The 22,156-nt window shown below is 68.4% G+C and carries 21 protein-coding genes; 11 read left to right on the top strand and 10 right to left on the bottom strand.

Annotated elements, in window-relative coordinates:
• Window positions 1-34: 34 nt before the first annotated feature.
• The 6 genes from ACFOWB_RS17970 to ACFOWB_RS17995 all read left to right on the top strand — a co-directional run bounded on the left by ACFOWB_RS17970 (window position 35) and on the right by ACFOWB_RS17995 (window position 7,648).
• Entirely contained in the window at window positions 35-1,597 is a 1,563-nt protein-coding gene (locus ACFOWB_RS17970) for an ABC transporter ATP-binding protein (protein WP_261403490.1), read from the top strand.
• A complete protein-coding gene (locus ACFOWB_RS17975) occupies window positions 1,590-2,705 on the top strand; it encodes an ABC transporter permease (RefSeq protein WP_261403491.1) in 1,116 nt (371 codons plus the stop codon). The genes ACFOWB_RS17970 and ACFOWB_RS17975 overlap by 8 nt, the downstream gene beginning before the upstream one ends.
• Window positions 2,706-2,720: 15 nt before the next feature.
• The gene (locus tag ACFOWB_RS17980) at window positions 2,721-3,641 is read left to right on the top strand and encodes an ABC transporter permease (protein WP_261403492.1); all 921 of its coding nucleotides are present in this window, start codon (window positions 2,721-2,723) and stop codon (window positions 3,639-3,641) included.
• A gap of 115 nt (window positions 3,642-3,756) precedes the next feature.
• Window positions 3,757-4,767, top strand: coding sequence for a BMP family ABC transporter substrate-binding protein (locus tag ACFOWB_RS17985; protein ID WP_261405868.1), 1,011 nt, complete (start codon window positions 3,757-3,759; stop codon window positions 4,765-4,767).
• A 135-nt stretch (window positions 4,768-4,902) separates the two neighbouring features.
• Entirely contained in the window at window positions 4,903-6,237 is a 1,335-nt protein-coding gene (gene guaD / locus ACFOWB_RS17990; protein WP_378148636.1) for a guanine deaminase, read from the top strand.
• 214 nt (window positions 6,238-6,451) lie between these two features.
• Window positions 6,452-7,648 carry a urate hydroxylase PuuD gene (locus ACFOWB_RS17995; protein ID WP_378148638.1) on the top strand — a complete coding sequence of 399 codons (1,197 nt, stop codon included), beginning with the start codon at window positions 6,452-6,454 and terminating at the stop codon, window positions 7,646-7,648.
• Between the two features lie 9 nt (window positions 7,649-7,657).
• Here ACFOWB_RS17995 and ACFOWB_RS18000 read toward each other — a convergent pair whose 3' ends face one another.
• Entirely contained in the window at window positions 7,658-9,571 is a 1,914-nt protein-coding gene (locus tag ACFOWB_RS18000; protein ID WP_378148640.1) for a sigma 54-interacting transcriptional regulator, read from the bottom strand.
• 163 nt (window positions 9,572-9,734) lie between these two features.
• Here ACFOWB_RS18000 and ACFOWB_RS18005 point away from each other — a divergent pair, with 163 nt between their 5' ends.
• The 4 genes from ACFOWB_RS18005 to cynS all read left to right on the top strand — a co-directional run bounded on the left by ACFOWB_RS18005 (window position 9,735) and on the right by cynS (window position 13,486).
• Window positions 9,735-11,090 carry a CmpA/NrtA family ABC transporter substrate-binding protein gene (locus tag ACFOWB_RS18005; protein ID WP_261403495.1) on the top strand — a complete coding sequence of 452 codons (1,356 nt, stop codon included), beginning with the start codon at window positions 9,735-9,737 and terminating at the stop codon, window positions 11,088-11,090.
• Between the two features lie 3 nt (window positions 11,091-11,093).
• On the top strand, window positions 11,094-11,939 hold the full coding sequence (gene ntrB, locus ACFOWB_RS18010; RefSeq protein WP_261403496.1) for a nitrate ABC transporter permease: 846 nt from the start codon (window positions 11,094-11,096) through the stop codon (window positions 11,937-11,939).
• 145 nt (window positions 11,940-12,084) lie between these two features.
• The gene (locus ACFOWB_RS18015; protein ID WP_261403497.1) at window positions 12,085-12,987 is read left to right on the top strand and encodes an ABC transporter ATP-binding protein; all 903 of its coding nucleotides are present in this window, start codon (window positions 12,085-12,087) and stop codon (window positions 12,985-12,987) included.
• Window positions 12,988-13,036: 49 nt separating this feature from the next.
• Complete coding sequence (cynS, locus tag ACFOWB_RS18020) at window positions 13,037-13,486, top strand: cyanase (protein WP_261403498.1); 450 nt, start codon at window positions 13,037-13,039, stop codon at window positions 13,484-13,486.
• Between the two features lie 28 nt (window positions 13,487-13,514).
• On the opposite strand, the gene ACFOWB_RS18025 is transcribed toward cynS, so the two are convergent.
• Both ACFOWB_RS18025 and ACFOWB_RS18030 read right to left on the bottom strand, forming a co-directional pair.
• Window positions 13,515-15,017: an ATP-binding protein gene (locus ACFOWB_RS18025; RefSeq protein ID WP_261405869.1), complete on the bottom strand. Its 1,503-nt coding sequence runs from the start codon at window positions 15,015-15,017 to the stop codon at window positions 13,515-13,517.
• Window positions 15,017-15,733 carry a response regulator gene (locus tag ACFOWB_RS18030; protein WP_261403499.1) on the bottom strand — a complete coding sequence of 239 codons (717 nt, stop codon included), beginning with the start codon at window positions 15,731-15,733 and terminating at the stop codon, window positions 15,017-15,019. The genes ACFOWB_RS18025 and ACFOWB_RS18030 overlap by 1 nt, the downstream gene beginning before the upstream one ends.
• 234 nt (window positions 15,734-15,967) lie before the next feature.
• Here ACFOWB_RS18030 and ACFOWB_RS18035 point away from each other — a divergent pair, with 234 nt between their 5' ends.
• Window positions 15,968-16,219 (top strand): hypothetical protein, encoded by a 252-nt coding sequence (locus tag ACFOWB_RS18035; RefSeq protein WP_378148644.1) that lies wholly within the window; start codon window positions 15,968-15,970, stop codon window positions 16,217-16,219.
• A gap of 195 nt (window positions 16,220-16,414) precedes the next feature.
• Here the strand turns inward: ACFOWB_RS18035 and soxA are convergent, their stop codons facing one another.
• Genes soxA through ACFOWB_RS18070 form a run of 7 tightly spaced genes read right to left on the bottom strand, consistent with a single transcriptional unit; the run spans window position 16,415 to window position 22,150 of the window.
• Window positions 16,415-17,209, bottom strand: coding sequence for a sulfur oxidation c-type cytochrome SoxA (gene soxA, locus ACFOWB_RS18040; RefSeq protein ID WP_261403501.1), 795 nt, complete (start codon window positions 17,207-17,209; stop codon window positions 16,415-16,417).
• Window positions 17,166-17,486 carry a thiosulfate oxidation carrier complex protein SoxZ gene (soxZ, locus tag ACFOWB_RS18045; RefSeq protein WP_261403502.1) on the bottom strand — a complete coding sequence of 107 codons (321 nt, stop codon included), beginning with the start codon at window positions 17,484-17,486 and terminating at the stop codon, window positions 17,166-17,168. Before soxZ ends, soxA begins: the two co-directional genes overlap by 44 nt.
• Before the next feature lie 4 nt (window positions 17,487-17,490).
• On the bottom strand, window positions 17,491-17,949 hold the full coding sequence (locus ACFOWB_RS18050) for a thiosulfate oxidation carrier protein SoxY (protein ID WP_261403503.1): 459 nt from the start codon (window positions 17,947-17,949) through the stop codon (window positions 17,491-17,493).
• Entirely contained in the window at window positions 17,946-18,398 is a 453-nt protein-coding gene (gene soxX, locus ACFOWB_RS18055) for a sulfur oxidation c-type cytochrome SoxX (RefSeq protein WP_261403504.1), read from the bottom strand. Before soxX ends, ACFOWB_RS18050 begins: the two co-directional genes overlap by 4 nt.
• 1 nt (window position 18,399) lies before the next feature.
• Entirely contained in the window at window positions 18,400-19,665 is a 1,266-nt protein-coding gene (locus tag ACFOWB_RS18060; protein ID WP_378148650.1) for an FCSD flavin-binding domain-containing protein, read from the bottom strand.
• Window positions 19,662-19,967: a c-type cytochrome gene (locus ACFOWB_RS18065; protein WP_378148652.1), complete on the bottom strand. Its 306-nt coding sequence runs from the start codon at window positions 19,965-19,967 to the stop codon at window positions 19,662-19,664. The genes ACFOWB_RS18060 and ACFOWB_RS18065 overlap by 4 nt, the downstream gene beginning before the upstream one ends.
• Window positions 19,964-22,150 (bottom strand): xanthine dehydrogenase family protein molybdopterin-binding subunit, encoded by a 2,187-nt coding sequence (locus tag ACFOWB_RS18070; RefSeq protein ID WP_261403506.1) that lies wholly within the window; start codon window positions 22,148-22,150, stop codon window positions 19,964-19,966. Before ACFOWB_RS18070 ends, ACFOWB_RS18065 begins: the two co-directional genes overlap by 4 nt.
• Window positions 22,151-22,156: the final 6 nt, after the last annotated feature.

Here is a 22,156-nt window from a genome sequence, read left to right on the forward strand (position 1 = left end):
CTTGCCTCCCGAAGCTCACGCGAGAGGCGGCCCGATGTCTGAGTCACCGATCCTGAAGCTCGAGAACGTCACCAAGACGTTCCCCGGCGTCATCGCCAACGAGAACGTCTCGTTCACGGTCGGCCGGGGCGAGATCCACGCGCTGCTCGGCGAGAACGGCGCGGGCAAGTCGACGCTCGTGAAGATGATCTACGGCATCCAGAAGCCCGATTCCGGCGAGATGACGCTGATGGGCGAGCCGTTCTCGCCGTCAAAGCCGTCGGAGGCCCGGGCCAAGGGCGTCGGCATGGTGTTCCAGCACTTCTGCCTGTTCGAGGCGCTCACCGTCTACGAGAACATCTCGCTGGGCCTGTCCGCCGCCGAGGCGAAGAACGGCGACCTCCGCAAGCGCATCGTCGAGGTCTCGACGGCCTATGGCCTGAAAGTTGCCCCATCCCAGCTCGTCGGCACGCTTTCGGTCGGCGAGCGCCAGCGAATCGAGATCGTGCGCTGCCTGCTGTCGGAGCCGAAGCTGCTCATCATGGACGAGCCGACCTCGGTGCTGACGCCTCAGGAGGTCTCGGTCCTGTTTCAGACGCTGCGGCGGCTGGCGGCCGAAGGCTGCTCGATCCTGTACATCTCCCACAAGCTCGACGAGATCCGCGCGCTCTGCTCGAAGGCCACCGTGCTGCGCGGCGGCAAGCTGGTCGGCTCCTGCGACCCGCGACAGGAGACCGCGAAGTCGCTCGCCGAGATGATGATCGGCGCGACGCTCAACAAGCCGGTGCGCGAGCTGCCCGAACCCGGCGAGATCCGCCTCAAGGTTCAGGACCTGTCGCTCGACAGCGAGGAGCAGTTCGGCGTCGACCTCGAGAACGTCTCGATGGTCGTGCGCGCCGGCGAGATCCTCGGCGTCGCGGGCGTCGCTGGCAACGGCCAGACCGAACTGATGGAGGCGCTCATCGGCGAACGGCCATGCCGTTTCGCCCGCCAGATCCAGCTCGACGGCGCCGACATCGGCCTTGCGGGCCCCCGCGAGCGGCGCGCGGCCGGCATGTGCTTCGCGCCCGAGGAGCGGCTCGGCCATGCGGCGGTGCCCGGCATGGCGCTCTGGGAGAACACGCTGCTCTCGGCCGGCAAGACCAACGATCTCGCGCGCGGCGGGCTGATCAGCCCCGGCAACGCCAACCGCTTCGCGAGCCAGGTGGTCGCCGACCTCAAGGTCAAGACCGCGAGCGTGAAGTCCGCGGCGCGCTCGCTCTCGGGCGGCAACCTGCAGAAGTTCATCATGGGCCGCGAGATCATGCAGGCCCCGAAGGTGCTGGTCGCCTCCCAGCCGACATGGGGCGTCGACGCGGGCGCGGCGGCCGCGATCCACAAGATCCTGCTCGATCTCGCGGGCGCCGGCGCCGCCGTCGTCATCATCAGCCAGGACCTCGACGAGCTGTTCACGATCTCGACGCGGATCTCGGTGATCGCGGGCGGCTACTTGTTTCCGAGCCAACCGACCGAGGAGCTCACCGTCGAGAAGCTCGGCGTCGCGATGGGCGGCCGGGCCAAGGAGGTCGAGGCGACACGAGCCGCGGACGCCGCCGCGGCGGAGCCCGCCCATGTTTAAGCTCGTCCCGCGGAAGGAGCCGAACCGCGCGATGCTCTATGCGACGCCGTTCCTGGCCGTCGCGCTGACGATCCTCGCCGGCTTCGTCCTGTTCACGCTGCTCGGCAAGGCGCCGCTGCATGCGATGTACCTGATCTTCCTGAAGCCTCTCACCGACTTCAACAGCCTCGCCGAAATGCTGGTGAAGGCGACGCCGCTGATCCTGATCGCCGTCGGCCTCTCGATCGGCTTCCGCGCCGGCGTCTGGAACATCGGCGCGGAGGGACAGTTCACCATTGGGGCGATCACGGGCGGCAGCGTCGCGCTTGCGGCCTACCCGGACGGGGGCCCGCTGCTCCTGCCCATGATGGCGATCGCCGGCGCGCTCGGCGGCATGGCGTGGGCCGCGATCCCGGCCTTCCTGCGCACGAAGTTCAACGCCAGCGAAATCCTCGTCTCGCTGATGCTGGTCTATGTCGCCACGCTGCTGCTGAGCCTTCTCGTTCATGGGCCGCTGCGCGATCCGGAGGGCTTCAACTTCCCGGAAAGCCGCCTGTTCCAGGAGGACGCCCATGTCCCCAACCTGATCACGGACACCCGCGCCCACATCGGCTTCCTGGTCGCGCTCGCGGCCGCCGCCGCCGCTTACGTCTATCTCGAGCGGATGATCCTCGGCTTTCAGGTGAAGGTGCTGGGCCAGGCGCCCCGGGCCGCCCGCTTCGCCGGCTATTCCGAGAAGACCATCGTCTGGACCTGCTTCATGATCTCCGGCGCGCTCGCAGGCGTCGCGGGTCTGTTCGAGGCGGCGGGGCCGGTCGGCCAGCTCGTGCCGTCGCTGCCCGTCGGCTACGGCTTCACGGCGATCATCGTGGCCTTCCTCGGACGCCTCCACCCGGTCGGCATCGTGTTCGCGGGGCTCTTGATGGCGCTCACCTATATCGGCGGCGAGACCGCCCAGATCGAGATGAGCCTGCCGTCGGCCACCACCAGCGTGTTCCAGGGCCTGCTGCTGTTCTTCCTGCTCGCCACCGACGTGCTGGTGAATTTCCGGGTGGTGCGCGCCGGCGAGCGGCTGGCCGCGCCCGCGAAGCCCGCGCCTGCGCCGCTGACCCCCAAACCCGCCGAGTAAGGAGAGACGGACCCGATGGATCTCCTGCTCAACATCCTGCTCGGCGTCACGGTGGCCGCGACTCCTCTGGTCTTCGCGGCGATCGGCGAGCTCGTGACGGAGAAGTCCGGCGTCCTCAATCTCGGCGTCGAGGGCATGATGATCATGGGCGCAATCGCGGCCTTCGCGGGGACGGTGGGAACCGGCTCCTACGTGGCCGGCATCCTGATCGGCGCGCTCGCCGGCGCTGCGATGGGCGGGCTGTTCGGCGTGCTGACGCTGACGCTGATGTCCAACCAGGTCGCCTGCGGACTTGCGCTGACCCTCTTCGGCCTCGGCCTCTCGGCGCTGATCGGCCAGTCCTATTCGGGCATCTCGCTGCCGCAATTCCCGCGCGTCGACATTCCGCTGCTCACCGACATCCCTTTCCTCGGCCCGCTGATTTTCGGGCAGGACGCGCTCGTCTATCTCTCGCTCGCGCTGGTGGCGGGCGTCGCCTGGTTCCTCGCCAGGACCCGGCCCGGCCTCATCCTGCGCGCGGTCGGCGAGAACCACGAGGCCGCGCACGGCATCGGCTATCCGGTGATCCGCATCCGCTATCTGGCGGTCATGTTCGGCGGCGCCTGCGCGGGGCTCGGCGGGGCGTATCTCTCGCTCGTCCAGACCCCGCTCTGGGTCGAGAAGATGTCGGCCGGGCGCGGCTGGATCGCGCTTGCGCTCGTGGTGTTCGCCTCGTGGCGGCCGCTCCGCGTGCTCGGCGGCGCGTACCTGTTCGGCGGCATCACCATCATGCAGCTTCACAGCCAGGCGCTCGGCCTTCAGGTCGACGCCCAGATCCTGTCGATGATGCCCTACCTCGCGACCATCCTCGTGCTGGTCGTGATCTCGCGCGACCGCGTGAAGATGAAGCTCAACGCCCCGTCCTGCCTTGGCAAGGTGTTTTACGCGACGAGCTGACGGTCGTCCCGTTGGCCCGGCGCCTTTCGAAGGAGTCCTGGCAATGAAACGCGCGTTCCGCCTGCTGGCCTCGGCCGGCCTCGTCGCCGCCGCGGCGGTCGCGGCCACGGCCGCCATGGCCGCCGAGCCGCTCAAGGTCGCCTTCGTCTATGTCGGCCCGATCGGCGACCACGGCTGGTCCTACCAGCACGACGTCGGCCGCAAGGCGGTCGAGAAGGAGTTCGGCGACAAGGTGAAGGTCACCTATGTCGAGAACGTCTCCGAAGGGCCCGACGCCGAGCGCGTCATCACGCAGCTGGCGCAGGGCGGAAACGACCTCATCTTCACCACCTCGTTCGGCTTCATGAACCCGACCATTAAGGTCGCGAACCGCTTCCCCAAGGTGAAGTTCGAGCACGCCACCGGCTTCAAGACGGCCAAGAACGTCTCGATCTACAACGCCCGCTTCTACGAGGGCCGCTACATCGCCGGCATCATCGCGGCCAAGATGTCGAAGACCGGGACGATCGGCTACATCGCCTCGTTCCCGATCCCGGAAGTCGTGATGGGCATCAACTCGGCCTATCTCGGCGCCAAGACCGTCAACCCGGACATCAAGATCAAGACCATCTGGGTCTCGAGCTGGTTCGATCCCGGAAAGGAGTCGGACGCCGCCAAGGCGCTCGTCGACCAGGGAGCGGACGTGCTGATGCAGCACACGGATTCGCCCGCCGCCATGAAACTCGCCGAGGAGCGCGGCATCTACGCCTTCGGTCAGGCCTCCGACATGGCGATCTTCGGCCCGAAGGCGCAGCTCACCTCGATCCTCGACGACTGGAACTACTACTACGTCGACCGCGTGAAGGCGGTGATGGACGGAAGCTGGGCCACCAAGGACACCTGGGACGGCCTGAAGCAGAAGATGGTCGAGCTCGCGCCCTACGGCCCGGCGGTCCCCGACGACGTGAAGACGCTCGCGGACGCGACCAAGGAGAAAATCATCTCGGGCGAGCTCCACCCCTTCACCGGCCCGATCAACAAGCAGGACGGCAGCCCTTGGCTGAAGGAGGGCGAGAAGGCGGCCGACAAGGACCTCTTGTCGATGAACTTCTTCGTCCAGGGCGTCGAGGGATCTCTGCCGAAGTGAACTGAACCGCTGCGGCTCGTCATGCCCCGGTTCATCCGGGGCATCCAGACCTCCGCAGCGCCGCGCCCGGCAATGGGCCTGGATCCCCCCGACAAGCCGGGGGATGACGGAAATGGCGGAGCCGAACGTCATACGATGACGACACCCCACACCTTCGCCCTGCGCGGACGCACGCTCGCCTTCCGGGACGATCCGTTCCGGGTCGGTCCGGATGCGGCCGTCGAGACCTGCGACGACGGCGCGGTCGTGATCGCGGACGGCAGAATCCTGGAGGTCGGACAGGCTTCCAACGTGCTCGCCCGCCATCCGGGCGTCGAGGTCGACTCTTACGGCCCCGACGCGCTGATCATGGCGGGCTTCGTCGACAGCCACGCGCATTATCCGCAGCTCGAGATCATCGGCTCCTATGGCGAGCAGCTGCTCGAATGGCTCGAGAAATACACCTTCCCGACCGAGATCAAATATTCCGACCCGCAATACGCCCGCGCCGGGGCCGAGACCTATCTCGACGGCTGCCTCGCCAACGGCGTCACCACGGCGAGCGTTTTCTCGGCCACCTATCCGGCGTCGGTCGAGGCGCTGTTCGAGGGCGCGCTCGAACGCGGCATGCGCATCGTGTCGGGCAAGAACATGATGGACCGCAACTGCCCCGAGGCGCTGCGGGACACGGCCCGGTCGGGCTACGACCAATCCAAGGCGCTGATCGAGAAATGGCACGGCCGTGGACGCATCGTCTACGCAGTGACGCCCCGCTTCGCCGTCACCTCGACGTTCGAGCAGATGGAGGCCATGGGCGCGCTCTGGCGCGAGCATCCTACCACGCTGATGCAGACCCACATGTCTGAAAACCTCGCCGAGATCGCCTGGGTCGCAGAGCTCTATCCGGACGCGCCGGACTATCTCGGGGCCTACGAGGCCTATGGGCTCATCGGCGAGGGCGCGAATTTCGGCCACTGCATCCACCTGACCGAACGCGAGATCGCGCGGCTGCGCGAGACCGGCTCGGCCATCTCCCACTGCCCGACCTCGAACGCCTTCATCGGCTCGGGGCTGTTCGACATGAAGGGCCTGCGCGACTGCGACTCGCCCGTCCGGGTGGGGCTTGCGACCGACATCGGCGGCGGCTCGTCCATGTCGATGTTCGACACGATGAAGGCCGCCTACGAGATCGCGCAGCTGCGCGGCTACTCGCTGCACCCGGTCAAGGCGTTCTGGCTCGCCACCATGGGCAGCGCGGCGGCGCTCCGCATGGAGGGCAAGGTCGGCAATCTCGCGGCCGGCCACGAGGCCGACGTGATGGTCATCGACCTGAACTCGACGCCGCTGATCCGCCGCCGGATGCGCGAGGTCGACAGCCTGTTCGAGGCGCTGTTCGTCCAGATGATCCTGGCCGACGACCGCGCGATCCGCGCGACATACGTGGCGGGCAAAAAGCTCCACGACCGGGATCAGTCCAATGCGGATCGCTGATCGCGAGACGCTCTTCTCCCCTCCCCCTTGCGGGGAGGGGTCGGGGGTGGGGGTGGTTCAGGACGGAGCGCGACGGCGCCAACGCTCTATGACCGCTCGCGGCGCCTTATCCGGCGCCACCCCCACCCTCACCCTCCCCGCAAGGGGGAGGGGGCCGGAGGCGTCGCGCCTGTCGTTTCTCCCACGCCAAAGCCCACTCTCGGGAGCCTGAGCCTTGGACGCGATCATCTGGGAGTGGGTGAGCTTCTTCGTGCGGTGGACGCACGTGATGGCCGGCATCGCGTGGATCGGCTCGTCGTTCTACTTCGTCCACCTCGACCTCAGCCTGAAACAGAGGCCCAGCCTGCCCGAGAAAGCCTATGGCGACGAGTGGCAGGTCCACGGCGGCGGCTTCTACCACATGGTCAAGTATCTGGTCGCCCCGCCGCAGCTGCCCGAGCACGTCACCTGGTTCAAATGGGAGGCCTACGCCACCTGGCTGTCGGGCTTCGCGCTTCTGGTCATCGTCTACTATCTCGGCGCGCGGCTCTACATGATCGACCCCGCCGTGATGGACATCCATCCGATCTCGGCGGTCGCCTACAGCCTCGGCGGCATCTTTCTCGGCTGGTTCCTCTACAACGAGTTCTGCGAGAGCGACCTCGCCAGGAGCGACCTGAAGCTCGCGCTCTCGGCCTTCGCGATGATCGTGGCTTTCGCCTTCATCTACTCCTTCGTGTTCTCCGGCCGCGGCGCCTTCATGCAGATCGGCGCGATGATGGGCACCATCATGGCGGCCAACGTCTTCATGGTGATCATTCCCAACCAGCGGAAGGTGGTGGCGTCGCTGAAAGCCGGCGAGACGCCCGACCCGACGCTCGGGGCGAAGGGCAAGCAGCGCTCGCTGCACAACAACTACCTGACGCTGCCGGTCGTGTTCGTGATGATCGGCAACCACTATCCGCTCGCATTCGCGACGCGGTATTCGTGGATCATCCTCGCGCTCGTCATCGTCATGGGCGTGTCGATCCGGCATTTCTTCAACACGATGCATCGCGGAAAGCCCTCGCCCTGGTGGACCTGGGGGATCACGGCCGCCTGCGGGGCGGCGATCGCGGCTCTGTCGGCGGCCGGCCCCGCGCCCGCCCGGCGCGCGGTCGTCGAACCGCAAGGCGCCCAGAGCGAGCTGTTCGAAAACGCCCAGCTCGTGGTGCAGACCCGCTGCAGCATGTGCCACGCCGAAAGGCCGCTCTGGCCCGGCGTCGGCGTCGCGCCGAAGGGGGTGAAGCTCGAGACGCTTCAGGACATCCGGGCCCATGCCGGCGCGATCCGGGTCACGGCGGTGCTGACCCATTCCATGCCGCCCGGCAACGTCACGGAGATCACCGACGAGGAACGGCGCATCCTGAAGGATTGGGTCGCGGTCGAGTGAGCGGGACGGCTAGGTCTTGGCCCCCCGCCGGAACGATCGCGCGTCGAGGCCCGCGGCCTTGAGGCGCGAGGCGAGCGTCGTCGGCCTCACGCCAAGCAGCTCCGCCGCGCCGCCGGAACCGGACACCCGGCCGCCGGCCGCCTCCAGCGCAAAGACGAGCGCGGCGCGGTCGCGGGCGCGGCGGTCGTCCTCCGAAACGATCGCAGGGGCCTTGCCGGCCGGCCGCGGCTCGGCGCGGACCGCCGCCGCCTCGCCGCCCGGAAGATCGATCGCCAGCCGCCCGTCGCGCGCGGTGATGAGCGCGCGCTCGATGACGTTCTCGAGCTCGCGAACGTTGCCCGGCCAGTCATAGGCGACGAGGCGGCGGACGTCGCGCTCGGTGAGGCTCGGAGCCCGGCCGGCCGGCGCGCGCCCGGGCCGGCCCAGCATGTGGAGCGCGAGCAGCGGGATGTCCTCCGGCCGCTCGCGCAGCGGCGCGGCGTGGATCGGAAACACGTTGAGGCGGAAGAACAGATCACGCCGAAACGCGCCGCGCTTCACCTCCGCCTCGAGGTCGCGGTTGGTGGCGGCGATGACGCGGACGTCGACCCGCCGCGTCTTCTCCTCGCCGACGCGCTCGATCTGGCCTTCCTGGAGCACGCGCAGCAGCTTGCCCTGCTGCTCGAGCGGGATCTCGCCGACTTCGTCGAGGAACAGCGTCCCGCCGTCGGCGAGCTCGAAGCGCCCGACGCGGTCCCTCAGCGCGCCCGTGAAGGCGCCGCGGGCGTGGCCGAAGAACTCGCTCTCGAACAGCTCGCGCGGAATCGCAGCGCAGTTGACTCGGATCATCGGGCGTTCGCGCCGCTCGCTCGCCTCGTGGATCGCGCGGGCGATCAGCTCCTTGCCGGTCCCGCTCTCGCCCGTGACGAGGACGCTCGCGTCGGTCGGAGCGACGAGCTCCACTTGCCGAAGCGTGGTCTGGATCGCAGCGCTCGCGCCGACGATGCCGCGATGGCGGCCCTCCAGCCGGATCTCCTCCTGCAGATAGGCGTTTTCGAGCTCGAGTTTTTCGCGCAGCGCGTCGACTTCGGCGAGAGCGGCTTTCAGCTTCTCGTCGGCCTCGCGGCGCTGGCCGATGTCGCGGAACACCACGACGGCGCCCACCACAACGCCGCGGTCCTTGATCGGGGTCGAGGTGTATTCGACCCAGAGCGGCGAGCCGTCCTTCTTCCAGAACACCTCGTCGGTGACGGTGTGCACCGCGCCGTCGCGGAACGCGCCGTAAATCGGGCAGTCGTGGTTGTGGTAGTGGCTGCCGTCGGGGTGATGGTGATGCACCGTCGCGTGCATGTTCTTGCCCACGAGCTCCTCGGCGTTCCAGCCCAGCATGCGTTCGGCCGCGGGGTTGAGGAAGGTGGTGGTCCCCTCGGCGTTGACGCCGTAGACCCCCTCGCCCGCCGCCTTCAGGATGAGCTGGTTCTCGCGCTCCACCTCCTGGAAGAAGCGCTCGACCTTGCGCCATTCGGCGATGCCGTCGCGCATGTAGAGCTCGGCCTCGGCGTCCGCGTCGCGGCGCCGGCGCTCGTCGAGATCGGCGATCGTGACGACGATCGGCCCGCGCGGGCCCTCGAGCCGCACGCCGGAATATTCGTAGCGCGCCGCCCCTCCTTCGAAGGGCGCGGGCGAGAGCGAGCGCGTCCAGTGCCGGCCGAGCGTCAGCACCGCGTCCGTGAACACCACGAGCGCCGGACGCTGGCCCGGATGCAGCTCTGCGAAGGAGCGGCCGACCACGTCTGCGCCCTCGCCGCCCGCCAGTAGGCGGCGCGCGGCGTCGTTGGCGGCGAGCACCCGGTCGGCGAACGGATCGACCACGAGCGCCGCCTCGGCGAGCGCCTCGAAGGCCGCGACGGGGTTCCGGCCGAGATCGAACGAAAGCTGCGCCAACAACGAAATCTCGTAAGCAAGAGACGATATTTCGTAAATTACGATTTTTCGTAACCGACCGCCAGCGCGTTTGCGTCAAGAACGCGAGAGGATTGCGCGGCGTCCGGAGTTTGGCACGCGCTTCGCAATGGAAGTGACGCCTCGCCACCGGAGCCTCGCGCCGATGACCGCTTTCAAAGACCCCTTCGACGCCCGCCACCGCCTGACCCCCGGTTGCTCCTGCGGCCGCCACGCCAGTCAGGCCGAGCACGCGGCCGACCCCGCAAGCGCCGACGACCGCTCGAAGCGCGTCGTCGAGAGCGCGGTGATGCGGGCGCTGTTCCCGCAGGACGCCACCCGCCGCGCCTTCCTGGCCGCCGTCGGCGCCGGGACGGCGATCGCCGCCGTCAACGCGCTGTTCCCGCTTGCGACCGCGACCGAGGTCTTCGCCCAAGGGCTGCCGGTCGAGAAGAAGGACCTCAAGGTCGGCTTCATCCCCATCACCTGCGCGACCCCGATCATCATGGCCAAGCCGATGGGCTTCTATGAAAAGCAGGGGCTGAACGTCGAAGTGGTGAAGACCGCCGGCTGGGCGGTGATCCGCGACAAGGCGATCAACAAGGAATACGACGCCGCCCACATGCTCTCGCCGATGCCGCTCGCGATCTCGATGGGGGTGGGCTCGAACCCGATCCCGTGGACGATGCCGGCGGTCGAGAACATCAACGGCCAGGCCATCACCCTCGCGGTCAAGCACAAGGACAAGCGCGACCCGAAGGACTGGAAGGGCATGAAGTTCGCCGTGCCCTTCGACTATTCGATGCACAACTACCTGCTGCGCTACTACCTCGCCGAGGCCGGGATCGACCCGGACCGCGACGTGCAGATCCGCGCCGTGCCGCCGCCCGAGATGGTCGCGAACCTGCGCGCCGACAACATCGACGGTTTTCTCGCGCCCGACCCTGTGAACCAGCGCGCCGTCTATGACGGCGTCGGCTTCATCCATCTGCTCTCAAAGGAGATCTGGGACGGCCACCCCTGCTGCGCGTTCTCGGCCTCCAAGCAGTTCGTGACCGAGATGCCGGGCACCTATCAGGCGCTGCTGAAGGCGATCATCGAGGCGACGGCGTTCGCGCAGAAGCCCGAGAACCGCAAGCAGATCGCCGAGGCGATCGCACCCACCAACTACCTCAACCAGCCGCAGACGGTCGTCGAACAGGTGCTGACCGGCACCTTCGCGGACGGGCTCGGCAAGGTGATGAAGGACCCGAACCGCATCGCGTTTGACCCCTTCCCCTATGAGAGCTTCGCGGTCTGGATCCTCACCCAGATGAAGCGTTGGGGGCAGATCAAGGGCGACGTCGACTACCAGAAGGTGGCCAAGGACGTGTTCCTCGCGACCGACGCGACCAAGCTCATGGCCGAGGCCGGGCTCACCGCGCCGACCGCCACCACCAAGACGTTCTCGGTGATGGGCAAGCCGTTCGATCCGGCCAAGCCGGCGGAGTACGTCGAGTCCTTCGCGATCAAGCGGACCTGAGCGATGCGCGCCTCGCTGTCTCTTCGCGCCGGCCTGCTCTCGATCGCGATCCTCGCGGCGCTGATCGGGATCTGGCACGTCGCGACCCTTCCGACCGCAGGCGCGGCCGGAAACGTCGATCCGGAATACGCAGCCCTCGTCTCGGGCGCGGCCGCGGAGGGACAGAAGAGCGCGTTCCCAACCCCTGCCGATGTCGGCGCGACGCTCTGGAAACACATCAAGGACCCGTTCTACGTCCGCGGCGCGAACGACCAAGGCGTCGGGATCCAGCTCGCCTATTCGCTCGGGCGCGTGCTGGTCGGCTACGGCCTCGCGGCGCTGGTCGCGATCCCGCTCGGCTTCCTGATCGGCATGTCGCCGCTCACCTACCGGGCGCTCGATCCCTTCATCCAGATCCTCAAACCCATCTCGCCTTTGGCCTGGATGCCGCTCGCGCTCTACACGATCAAGGACTCAGGGATCTCGGCCATCTTCGTGATCTTCATCTGCTCGCTGTGGCCGATGCTGATCAACACGGCCTTCGGGGTCGCGAGCGTCAGGAAAGAGTGGCTCAACGTCGCCGCGACGCTCGAGGTCGGACCGCTGCGCAAGGCCTTCATGGTGATCCTGCCGGCGGCGGCCCCCACCATCATGACCGGCATGCGCATCTCGATCGGCATCGCCTGGCTCGTGATCGTGGCGGCCGAGATGCTCGTGGGCGGCACCGGCATCGGCTACTTCGTCTGGAACGAGTGGAACAACCTCTCCATCGGCAACATCCTGACCGCGATCCTGCTGATCGGCCTCGTGGGCATGATCCTCGACGTCGCCCTCGCCCGCGCCGCCCGCCTCGTGGCCTACCGGGAGTGACGGTGATGGCGTCGTCTGAAACCACAACCGCCTCGTCATCCCCCGGCTTGTCCGGGGGATCCACGCCAACCCACGAAGCGCCGCGCGTCGGCGCGGTGGATGCCCCGGACAAGCCGGGGCATGACGAACCTTCAGGCGTTCGCCCATGACCAAGCCCCTCATCTCCATCGAGGCGCTGGCGCGCCGCTATCCGGCGCCCGGCGGGACCGAGACCACGGTCTTCGAGAACGTCTGGCTGCCGATCGCCAAGGGCGAGTTCGTCTGCCTCATCGGCCATTCGGGCTGCGGCAAGACCACGATCCTCAACGTGCTCGCAGGCCTCGACCAGCCCTCGGCCGGGGTCGTGATCGTGGACGGCCGCGAGATCTCGGGTCCGAGCCTCGACCGCGCGGTGATCTTCCAGGGGCATTCGCTGCTGCCCTGGATGTCGGTGATGGGCAACATCGCCTTCGCGGTGACGTCGCGTCATCCCGACTGGCCGAAGGACAAGGTCCGGGCGCACTGCCAGAAATACATCGACGTCGTCCATCTCACCGGCTCCGAGCACAAGAAGCCGGCGGAGCTGTCGGGCGGCATGAAGCAGCGGGTCGGCATCGCCCGGGCGCTCGCGATCGAGCCCAAGATGCTGCTGATGGACGAGCCGTTCTCGGCGCTCGACGCGCTGACGCGCGGGTCCCTTCAGGACGAGGTGCGCCGCATCTGCACCGAGACCGAGCAGACCGTGTTCATGATCACCCACGACGTCGACGAGGCCATGCTGCTCGCCGACAAGATCGTGCTGATGACCAACGGTCCGGGCGCCAAGATTGCCGAGATCGTCGAGAACACGCTGCCGAAAGACCGGCGGCGCACCGACATCCACAAGCACGACAGCTACTACGCGCTGCGCAACCACCTGCTCGACTTCCTCGTGACGCGCTCGAAGACTTTCGCGTCGGAGATCGCCGGGAAGAGCTACGACCCGCGCCGCCCGCCGCTGGTGCGGCCGGGCGAGACGGCCGCCGCCGCGCCGCCCGAGATCGCCCCGGCCCGCGCCGCGTCGGCCTGACTTTTCACTACCCCGACCTCAACCTGCCTCACCCAAGGAGAGCCGCGCCATGATCCGCGCCGAAGTCACCGAACTCGTCCTGTCGCAGAAGAGAATGAAGGGCCTGACCTGGAAGGAGATCCACGAGAAGGTCTCGGTCTCGACCTCGCCGATCGTGATCACCGCCGCGCTGCTCGGCCAGATGCGGCTCGAGCCGAGCGAGGCCGCCAAGGCCGCCGCGCTGCTCGACCTGCCGAAGGAGGCCGAGATCCTGCTGACCGAGATCCCCTATCGCGGCTCGCTCACCGAGATCCCGCCGACCGACCCGGTGATCTACCGGTTCTACGAGCTCGTCATGGTCTACGGCACGACCTGGAAGGAGCTCATCAACGAGGAGTTCGGCGACGGCATCATGTCGGCGATCGACTTCGACATGACGATGGAGCGCCAGCCCGATCAGAAGGGCGACCGGGTGAAACTCCAGATGTCGGGCAAGTTCCTGAGCTACAAGCGCTACTGAGCCGCTGCGGCCGTCCGGGCCTCGCCCCTCAGCGCGCAGGCGCCGCGGGCGAGGTCACGGGGGCCGGGAGCGCGGCCCGGCGCTGGCGGGGCGCGGACGTCTGTTCGCTTTCGCCCGCCACCCTCGCCTGCGGAAGCGTGATGCGCGCGCGCAGGCCCTTGTCGAGGTTCTCCAGCACGACGTCGCCGCCATGCCGGCGCGCGATAGAGCGGGCGATGGCGAGGCCGAGCCCGACGCCCCCGGTCTCGCGGTTGCGCGAGACCTCCAGCCGGTAGAACGGCGCGAACACCTGCTCCAGCGCGTCTTTGGGCACGCCGGGCCCGTCATCCTCGACGTCGATTGCGATCGCCTGCGCGGTCTCGAACACGCTGACGCGCGCTCCGCCGGCGTAGCGCGAGGCGTTCTCGACGAGGTTGCGGACCGCCCGGCGCAACGAGTCCGGCCGGCAGCGGGTGCGAATGCGCGCGCCCTCCAGGAAAACGACTTCCTGCCCGAGCTCCCGCAGGTCGTCGCAGAGGCTTTCGACGAGCGCCGTCAGGTCGACCGCGCGGGTCTCCTCCTCGACCGCCTCCTCGCGCGCGAAGGCGAGGCTCGCCTCGGTCATCCCGCGCAGTTCATCGAGCGTCGCCAGCATTTTTTCGCGCGTCTCCTCGTCGGAGACGAATTCGGCGCGCAGCCGAAGCGAGGTGATGGGCGTCCTCAGGTCATGGCCGATCGCCGCGAGCATGCGGGTGCGGTCCTCGACGAAGCGCTGCAGGCGGTCCTGCATGCGGTTGAAGGCTTCCGCCGTCTGGCGGATGTCGTCCGGGCCGGTCTCGGCGAGTTCGACGCGCTCGCCGCGGCCGAGCGCTTCCGCCGCGTCCGCCATGCGCCGCATCGGGCGGGTGATGCCGCGCACCAGCACCACGGCGATGGCGCAGAGGAGGAGCGCTGCGAAACCGATCGAGGCCGCGGCCTGCTGCGTCCAGAACGCGTTGGCGGCGGGCTTGGCGAAGGCGGTGTTGAGCCACGAGCCGTTGGTGAGCCGCACCGCGAGCCCCATGCCGAAGGCGTCGTCGAGCCGCACGAACTTCGCCGTCCGGTCGAGCGGCCAGGCGCTCGACGACAGCTCGCTCCATTGCGCGCTGGTGGAGGCCTTGGCGGCGGCGAGCAGCGCCTCGTTGGGCGGCGCCGTCCTGAGCTTCTCGGGGCTGCCGAGATTGATGTAGCTCGGCAGCGGCAAGGTGAGCTGCCGGAACGCCTCGCCGCGCCAGTCCGCGACCTCGGTCGGCGGAGCGGGCGAGACCCAGAAGCGCGAATAGTTGGTCGCGGTCGCAGCCAGAATGTCGTCCTGCAGCTCCTTGGGCGTCGCCTCGAGGAGCTGCGCCACCGAGGCCGCCCGGCTGACGAACTCCGACTTGATCTGCTTCTGCAGGAGGTCGGAGCGCTCGTACCACGCGACCACCGCGCCGACGCCCTGAGAGGCGGCGAGCGCAAGCAGCATCAGCACGATGAACTGGACGGTCAGGCTTCTCGACCAGAACTGGCGGATCACGTCGTCATCTCCGCCGAGAAGCTGTAGCCGCCGCCCCAATGCGTCTTGATGAGCGTCGGCGTCTTGGGATCGGCCTCGATTTTCTTGCGCAGACGGCTCACCTGATTGTCGATCGAGCGGTCGAAGGGATCGGCGGCGCGTCCGACCGTGAGGTCGAGCAGCTGGTCACGGCTGAGCACCAAGCCGGCGTGATCGAGAAAGGCCGACAGCAGCCGAAACTCCGCGGTCGAGAGCGGCACCGCCACGCCGCCGTCGTCGACCAGTTCGCGCCGGCCGACATTGAGCAGCCAGCGGTCGAAGCGGATCTCCTTGGCCTTGGGGGCGCCGCGCTGGGGCGGAAGCGACTGGACGCGGCGCAGCACCGCCTTGATGCGCGCGAGAAGCTCTCGCGGGTTAAACGGCTTCGTCAGATAGTCGTCGGCGCCGATCTCGAGTCCGACGATGCGGTCGGTGTCCTCGGCCATCGCGGTCAGCATGATGACCGGGATGTCGGTCGCGGCCCGCAGCTCCCGGCACAGCGACAGCCCGTCCTCGCCCGGCATCATGACGTCGAGCACCACGAGATCGACCGCCGTCTTCTCGGCGAGCCGGCGGAACGCGGGCGCGCTCTCGGCCTGGCTCACGCGGTAGCCGTGCTGGGCGAGATACTTCGAAACGAGATCTCGGATGTCCCTGTGGTCGTCGACCACGGCGATGTGGGGCTGCGGTTCCATTGCGATGCTCAAGATGTGTGCCAAGAGCACCATAGCGTGATCGCCGAAGCGACGCCGGGAAAAAGTGTATCAGAATGTCGCGACGACTGCGGCCGATACAAATCGCGACCGTTCGACCTGTTCGCCGACAGATCTCTGCGACAGGCGGCGCTTAAACCTCTCTTCATCGACGGGGCGCTTCCGCGTCTCGACTTCGCGGCCTCCGCCGCAGACCGAAAGATGGAGACCAGTTCGATGAAGACGATTCTGACCGCCGCCGCCGCTCTCGTCATCTCCGCCTCCGCCGCCCACGCCGCCAGCACCGCCAGCGAGCGCGCCGGCGGGATGCAGGCGCCGACCGCCCAGGGCGAGCGCGACCCGCGCCTGCAGCAGAACATGACGCCGGTGATGCTCGAGCGCGAGATCCGCGGCCTCGCCACTCCGCCCTCGCCGACCGGCACCGGCGCCGTGTTCCGCGGCTGGACCGGCAACGACAACGAGGGCTGAGCCCTCACGACCTTTCTGTCCGCGCCCTGAAAGGCGCGGCCTCGAACGCCCGGGCGCGGCTCCCCCCTCCGAACCCCGCCGCGCCCGGCGGGCGCCTTTCCCCCAAGGCGCCGCGGACGGCCGCCGACACTCCCCCCCCCCTGCGTTCCCGCGCCGGCGGCCGTCCCTCCTCTTTTGACGACGCGAAAGCCCGGCCTACGGCCGGACCGCCGGCGTTTCGACGGCGAGCGGCGCGGCGCGCGACTGAAGATAAAGTTCGAGCTCCACGAAGTCCGGCGCGCCAAACGGCGGCGCCTCGGCGCGCACGCCCGTCATGCAGTTGCGCAGCCGCCGCTGGAGCGAGCCCATCCCCTGCCATTCGAGCCGATAGAGCGGATAGCCGTTCGGGTGCCCCTGCGGGATGAGTGCGCCGGCGAGCCGCCCGCCCGCCCGCGCGTCATGGCAGGCCGCGCAGGAAAGGTTCAGCTGGCCGATCGGCCGCTCGAACAAGGCCTGCCCGCGCGCCCTGAACGGCGCGAGCCGCGGATCCGGATCCGGCGCCGTGGGCGTTCCGCGCGACTGCAGCCCGACATAGGCCGAAAGCGCCACGAGCTCCTCGCTCTCATGCGGCATGTCCGGCGCGCCGGGCCTGCGGGCGTTGCAGGCGCGGATGCGGTCCTGAAGATCGATGGGCCGCCGGGTCGCCTCGTCGAACGCAGGATAGCGCGCCGCGACGCCCTTCATACTCGCCGTCGCATCTCCGTGGCAGCTTGCACAGGACTGTCCGCCGCCGGGCGGCTGCGCGTTCCACAGCGCCTCGCCCTGTCCGGCCGCGAGCATTCCGGGGTTCTGGACGTCGTCACGCTGCATCGCCTGCGTCGAGGCGGACATGTCGTCGAAGCCCGAGCGTTTCGGCTCCGCCAGCGCCCCGAGCGTCGTCAGCGCGAGAAGCGATGCTGCCGCGGCGCTACTCCACCGTGATGTCGACCGTTTCGGTCTGCTCGAAGCCATTGTCGCCGCGCCAGGTCAGCTTCATCGGACCGCTGCGCGTCGCGCGGGTCTCGAAGGCGAGATAGGGATTGGCCGAAGTCGCCGGATGGAGCGCGGCGCGGAACACGACCTCGCCGTCATATTCGCAGGCGAACTCCGTGATGATGTCGCGCGGCTTGATCCTGCCGTCCATGCCCGGCCGGAATCCGGTCTCCATCACGTGGCTGATGAGGGTCTTGATCTCCATCATCTCGCCGGCCTTGGCGGTCTTCGGAGCGTTGACGAGCGCGCGCGCCATGCCTTCAGCCCTCCACGCAGGCCGCCAGCGTGACGATCACGTCGGCGGTCGCGGAATGGAACGTGCCGTCCGAAAGCTCGGCGATCGCCGTGATGGTCTGGCTGTCGGCGAGGCGGATGCGAGTCTGCACGCGCGGGGCCGTCCGCGGGCCGAGATGCAGCGTGACGGTCTCGGGCAGCGGATTCTTCTCGTTGAACACGCCGATGCGGCGCACGAACACGCCGTCGCCCAGGCCCGGCACGTCGAGCTTCAGCGGCGCCGAATTGCCGTTCTCGACCAAGGGGGGAATGTCCATGACGATCTTGCCGGGCGCCGCCTCCTTGCCGCCGGTGAAGGCGCGGATCGCCTCAAGGGTGGCGGCGCCGTCCTTGCGGACGAACTGGGCGGCGGCCGGCTTCACCGTGACGAGCGCGAGCGCGCCTGCGCCGATCCCGAGCGCAGACCTGCGGGAAACGGCGGTCATCGGCTTCCGCCCGTCGTCTTCAGCGTGGCGAGAAACGCGATCACGTCCTCGATCTCCTGCGCGTTCAGGATTGTCTTGTCCCTGAATTCCGGCGCGACCCGATGGAGGCCCGTCGTTTCAAAGTAAGGCGGCATGATCGTATCCGTATTCACGCGGCGGCTGTCCACCAGCCGAAGGCGCAGCGCGCCGGGCGTGTTGCGGTCGCCCGCGCCCTCGAGCGAAGGCGCGAGATCACCCTGAAAGCGCTCCTCCGGAAAAGGCCCGGAGTGGCAGAGCAGGCAGAGCCCCTTGCGGCGGTCGACCACGATGGCGCGGCCGCGCGCCGGATCTCCGGGCTGATCGGTGAGAGGTTTGGGGATCTCGTCGCCCAAAACCTCGTAGCGCCCGCCGTCGGCATGCGCGCTGCTGGCGAGGACAAGCGTGGCGAGGAACAGGATTGCGCGCGCCATCTCATCCGAACGTCGCCTTGGTGATGACGTCGTACCAGGCCTCGGCGTATTTCGCCTCCTGTTCGCGCGCCGCATTCGGCGCGTTCAGCGGGCTGATCCCGCCCGCGCCCTCGACGTCGGCCAGAAGTCCGTTCGACGGCTTGAACACGCCCGCGATCGAGATGCCGTAGCCCGGAGCCACGAGGCTGTAGCAAGTGTTGATGAGGCGCGGCTCGACGGGCTCTTGTCCCGCGATCAACGCTAGAACGGCCTCGGCGCAGACCTTGGCCTGGGCGTTCGCCGAGAAGGCCGATTTCGGCATCGCGCCGGCGATCGCGGCGTCGCCGATGACGTGGACCCCCGGAATGAGCTTCGACTCGAAGGTGACCGGATCGATCGGGCACCAGCCGGACTTGTCGGCGCAGCCGGCGTCGACCGCGATCCTCGCGGCGCGCTGCGGCGGGATGACGTTGCCGACCGCCGCCCGATAGGTCTCGAAGTCGGTCTTGAAGGTTTTCTGCTTCGCGTCGACCTCGGTCACCTGCCCGCCGGCCGAGAGCGGCACGAACTCCAGCACGCCGGCGTAAAGCTCCTTCCATGCCGCTTCGAACAACGGCTGCTTCGAAAACTTGTCCTTGGCGTCGAGCAGGATGAGCTTCGACTTCGGTTTCCGCGTCTTGAGATAATGCGCGATCAGGCTCGCGCGCTCATAGGGACCGGGCGGACAGCGGAAGGGGTTAGCGGGCGCCGACATCACCACGAGGCCGCCGTCCTCCATGGCCTCGAGCTGCTTGGCCAGAAGGAGCGTCTGGTCCCCGGCCTTCCAGGCGTGCGGCAGGACCGTTGAAGCGGCCTCGTCATAGCCGGCGAGCGCGCCGTAGCGGATCTCGATGCCCGGCGACAGCACAAGCCGGTCGAACGGCAGCGGTCCGCCGGAGGCGAGCGCGACCGTCTTCTCCTGCGCGTCGATCGCCGTCGCGGAGGTCCGGGCGACGGTGACGCCGGCGGCCTTCACGCCGTCATAGCCGAAGAGCTGCCGCTCCATTGGCCGCAGGCCGACGATCACCTCGTTGGAGAACGGGCAGGAGGCGTAGGTCTCGTTCGGCTCGACGAGCGTGACGTCCGCGCCGCCAGCGGCGAGCGCGCGGGCGGCCTCCGCGCCGCCAAACCCGCCGCCGACCACAACGACCCTCGGCTTCGCGGCTCGCGCCACGATCGGAGCAGACAGCGCGAGCGCCGCCGCGCCAAGGCCGATACCCGCGGCTCGCCGTGTGATCGGCGCCGTCACTTGCCCGCCTCCTGGCCCGCCCACCACTGCGCGATCGCGCGCGACTGGTTCTCGTCGAAGCCCTTGGCGATCCGGCCCATCAGCGTCGAGGGGCGCTCGCCCGAACGGAACGCCGCAAGCGCCGCCTCGGTGCGCTCGGCGGGAACGCCCGCCAGCGGCCCGAAGGCGGAGCCCGCCGCATGGCAGCCCGAGCAGCTCGTGGCTCCGGGCGGCGTCGGCTCGGCGGCGAAGGCGGGAAGGCCGAAGGCGACCGCGACGAACGCGGCCACGGCCCAGGGCCTTCCCGGATAGATGCGCGTCACGCCTGTTTCAGGTCCGTGTTCTTCAGCGGGATGTTCCGCACGCGCTTACCTGTCGCGGCGAAGACCGCGTTCAACACGGCGGGCGCGGCGACCGCGATCGTCGGCTCGCCGACGCCGCCCCAGAAGCCGCCGGACGGCATCAGGATCGATTCGACCTTCGGCATCTCGGCGAGCTTCATCACCCTGTAGGTGTTGAAGTTCTCCTCGACGACGCGGCCCTTCTCGACGGTCATCTCGCCATAAAGAGCCGCCGAGAGGCCATAGACGAACGAGCCCTCGACCTGCGCCTCGATCTGCTGCGGGTTGACCGCGTAGCCGGGGTCGGTCGCCGCCACGATGCGGTGGACCTTCAGCTCGCCGTCGGTGACCGAGACCTCCGCCGCGCCAGCGACGTAGGCGCCAAAACCCATCACCTGCGCGAGGCCGCGATAGATGCCCTTCGGCGCGGGCTTGTCCCAGCCGATCTTGTCGGCGACCGCCTGCAGCACCGCGCGATGCTTCGGGTGGTTTTCCATGAGCTTCAGACGGAAGGCGAGCGGGTCCTGCCCCGTGGCGTGGGCGAGCTCGTCCATGAAGCATTCGAGATAGATGGCGTTCGGATTGGTGTTCACCCCACGCCAGAAGCCGGGCGTGAGATGCGGGTTCCGCATCGCGTGGTCGATCAGGAGGTTCGGGATCGTGTAGCCGATCTCGAACTCCTTGCCGCTCGCCATCAGCCCCTGGAACACGAACGGATCCTTGCCGTCTTCGGCGAGCCGGCCCGGGACGATCGCGGCCACGATCGACTGGCCGGAAATGCGCATGTGCATCCCCGTCAGCTCGCCCTTGTCGTTCAGCGCGGCGCGCATCCGACACTGGGTGATCGGGTGGAAGCGCCCGTGGATCATGTCCTCCTCGCGCGTCCAGATCAGCTTGACGTGCCGGCCCGGGAACTTCTTGGCGATCTCGACGACTTGCGTGACCCAGTCATGGGTCGCGCCGCGCCGGCCGAAGCCGCCGCCGAGATGCACCTTGTGGACGTCGCACTTGGAGGCGTCGTGCCCCGAGGCCGCGATGGTGGCGGCGAGCGCGCCCTCGCCGTTCTGGGTCGGGGTCCAGACCTCGCAGCGGTCTTCCGTCCAGATCGCCGTCGCGTTCATCGGCTCCATGCAGGCGTGGTTCTGGAGCGGATAGCTGTAGGTCGCCTCGACGACCCTGGCGGCGGAGCCGAGCGCCTTGGCCGCGTCGCCGTTCTTGTTGCCGACGAAGGCCTCCTTGGCGTCTAGCCCCTCCTTCAACCACTCCGCGAGGCTCGCGCTCGAAACCTCGCCGTTCTTGCCCGGGTCCCACTCGATCTCGAGCAGGTCGGCGGCGAGTTTCGCCTGCCAGAAGGTGTCCGCCACCACCGCGACGCCGCTGTCGCCGACGCGCACGACGCCGCGCACGCCCGGCTCTTTCTCGGCGTCGGCGCTGTTCACGCTCTTCAGCGTCCCGCCATGCACCGGACAGTCCTTGATGGCGGCGTTCAGCATGTTGGGGAAGCTGAGGTCCATGCCGTAGACTTGGCTGCCGTCGGTCTTCGGCTTGGTGTCGAGCCGCAGCAGCGACTTGCCGATAACGCCCCAGTCCTTCGGATCCTTGAGGCGGATCTCCTTCGGCGGCTCCATCTTGGCCGCTTCCGCCGCGACTTTGCCGTAGGTGGTGGAGCGGCCGGAAGCCGCGTGCGTGATGACGCTGTTCTCGGCCTTGCACTCGGATGGCTTCACGCCCCAGCCCTTGGCCGCGGCTGCGATCAGCATCTCGCGCGCGGCCGCGCCGCCTTCGCGGACATATTGATGGCTCTCGCGGATGCCGCGGCTGCCGCCGGTCGCCATCGCGCCCCAGACGCGCTTGCGCTTCAGGTTCTCGCCGGGCGTCGGATACTCGGTCGTGACCTTGGACCAGTCGCATTCGAGCTCTTCGGCGACCATCTGGGCGAGGCCTGTGAGCGTGCCCTGCCCCATCTCGGAACGGGCGATGCGGATCACCACCGTGTCGTCGGGCTTCACCACCACCCAGGCGTTGACCTCGTCCGGGAAAGCCGGTTCGGCGGCGTCCGCGAAGGGAATGTGGAAGCCGAAGGACGCGCCGCCGGCGACGGCCGCGACGCCCGCGAGGAAGCCTCGGCGCGAGGGCGAGGGAGCTTGCGAAAAGAGCTTGTTCATGACCGC

The organism is Chenggangzhangella methanolivorans (assembly GCF_042648545.1).
Classification (GTDB): domain Bacteria; phylum Pseudomonadota; class Alphaproteobacteria; order Rhizobiales; family Methylopilaceae; genus Methylopila; species Methylopila methanolivorans.

Bases quoted from the DNA above. Each gene is read 5' to 3' on its own strand.
- soxX (WP_261403504.1), bottom strand. From the start codon at position 18,398: ATGGCGCGCGCAATCCTGTTCCTCGCCACGCTTGTCCTCGCCAGCAGC.
- cynS (WP_261403498.1), top strand. From the start codon at position 13,037: ATGATCCGCGCCGAAGTCACCGAACTCGTCCTGTCGCAGAAGAGAATG.
- soxA (WP_261403501.1), bottom strand. From the start codon at position 17,209: ATGGCTTCGAGCAGACCGAAACGGTCGACATCACGGTGGAGTAGCGCC.
- ACFOWB_RS18035 (WP_378148644.1), top strand. From the start codon at position 15,968: ATGAAGACGATTCTGACCGCCGCCGCCGCTCTCGTCATCTCCGCCTCC.
- ACFOWB_RS18070 (WP_261403506.1), bottom strand. From the start codon at position 22,150: ATGAACAAGCTCTTTTCGCAAGCTCCCTCGCCCTCGCGCCGAGGCTTC.
- ACFOWB_RS17975 (WP_261403491.1), top strand. From the start codon at position 1,590: ATGTTTAAGCTCGTCCCGCGGAAGGAGCCGAACCGCGCGATGCTCTAT.
- ACFOWB_RS18015 (WP_261403497.1), top strand. From the start codon at position 12,085: ATGACCAAGCCCCTCATCTCCATCGAGGCGCTGGCGCGCCGCTATCCG.
- ACFOWB_RS17980 (WP_261403492.1), top strand. From the start codon at position 2,721: ATGGATCTCCTGCTCAACATCCTGCTCGGCGTCACGGTGGCCGCGACT.
- guaD (WP_378148636.1), top strand. From the start codon at position 4,903: ATGACGACACCCCACACCTTCGCCCTGCGCGGACGCACGCTCGCCTTC.
- ntrB (WP_261403496.1), top strand. From the start codon at position 11,094: ATGCGCGCCTCGCTGTCTCTTCGCGCCGGCCTGCTCTCGATCGCGATC.
- ACFOWB_RS18005 (WP_261403495.1), top strand. From the start codon at position 9,735: ATGACCGCTTTCAAAGACCCCTTCGACGCCCGCCACCGCCTGACCCCC.
- ACFOWB_RS18050 (WP_261403503.1), bottom strand. From the start codon at position 17,949: ATGACCGCCGTTTCCCGCAGGTCTGCGCTCGGGATCGGCGCAGGCGCG.
- soxZ (WP_261403502.1), bottom strand. From the start codon at position 17,486: ATGGCGCGCGCGCTCGTCAACGCTCCGAAGACCGCCAAGGCCGGCGAG.
- ACFOWB_RS18030 (WP_261403499.1), bottom strand. From the start codon at position 15,733: ATGGAACCGCAGCCCCACATCGCCGTGGTCGACGACCACAGGGACATC.
- ACFOWB_RS17985 (WP_261405868.1), top strand. From the start codon at position 3,757: ATGGCCGCCGAGCCGCTCAAGGTCGCCTTCGTCTATGTCGGCCCGATC.
- ACFOWB_RS17970 (WP_261403490.1), top strand. From the start codon at position 35: ATGTCTGAGTCACCGATCCTGAAGCTCGAGAACGTCACCAAGACGTTC.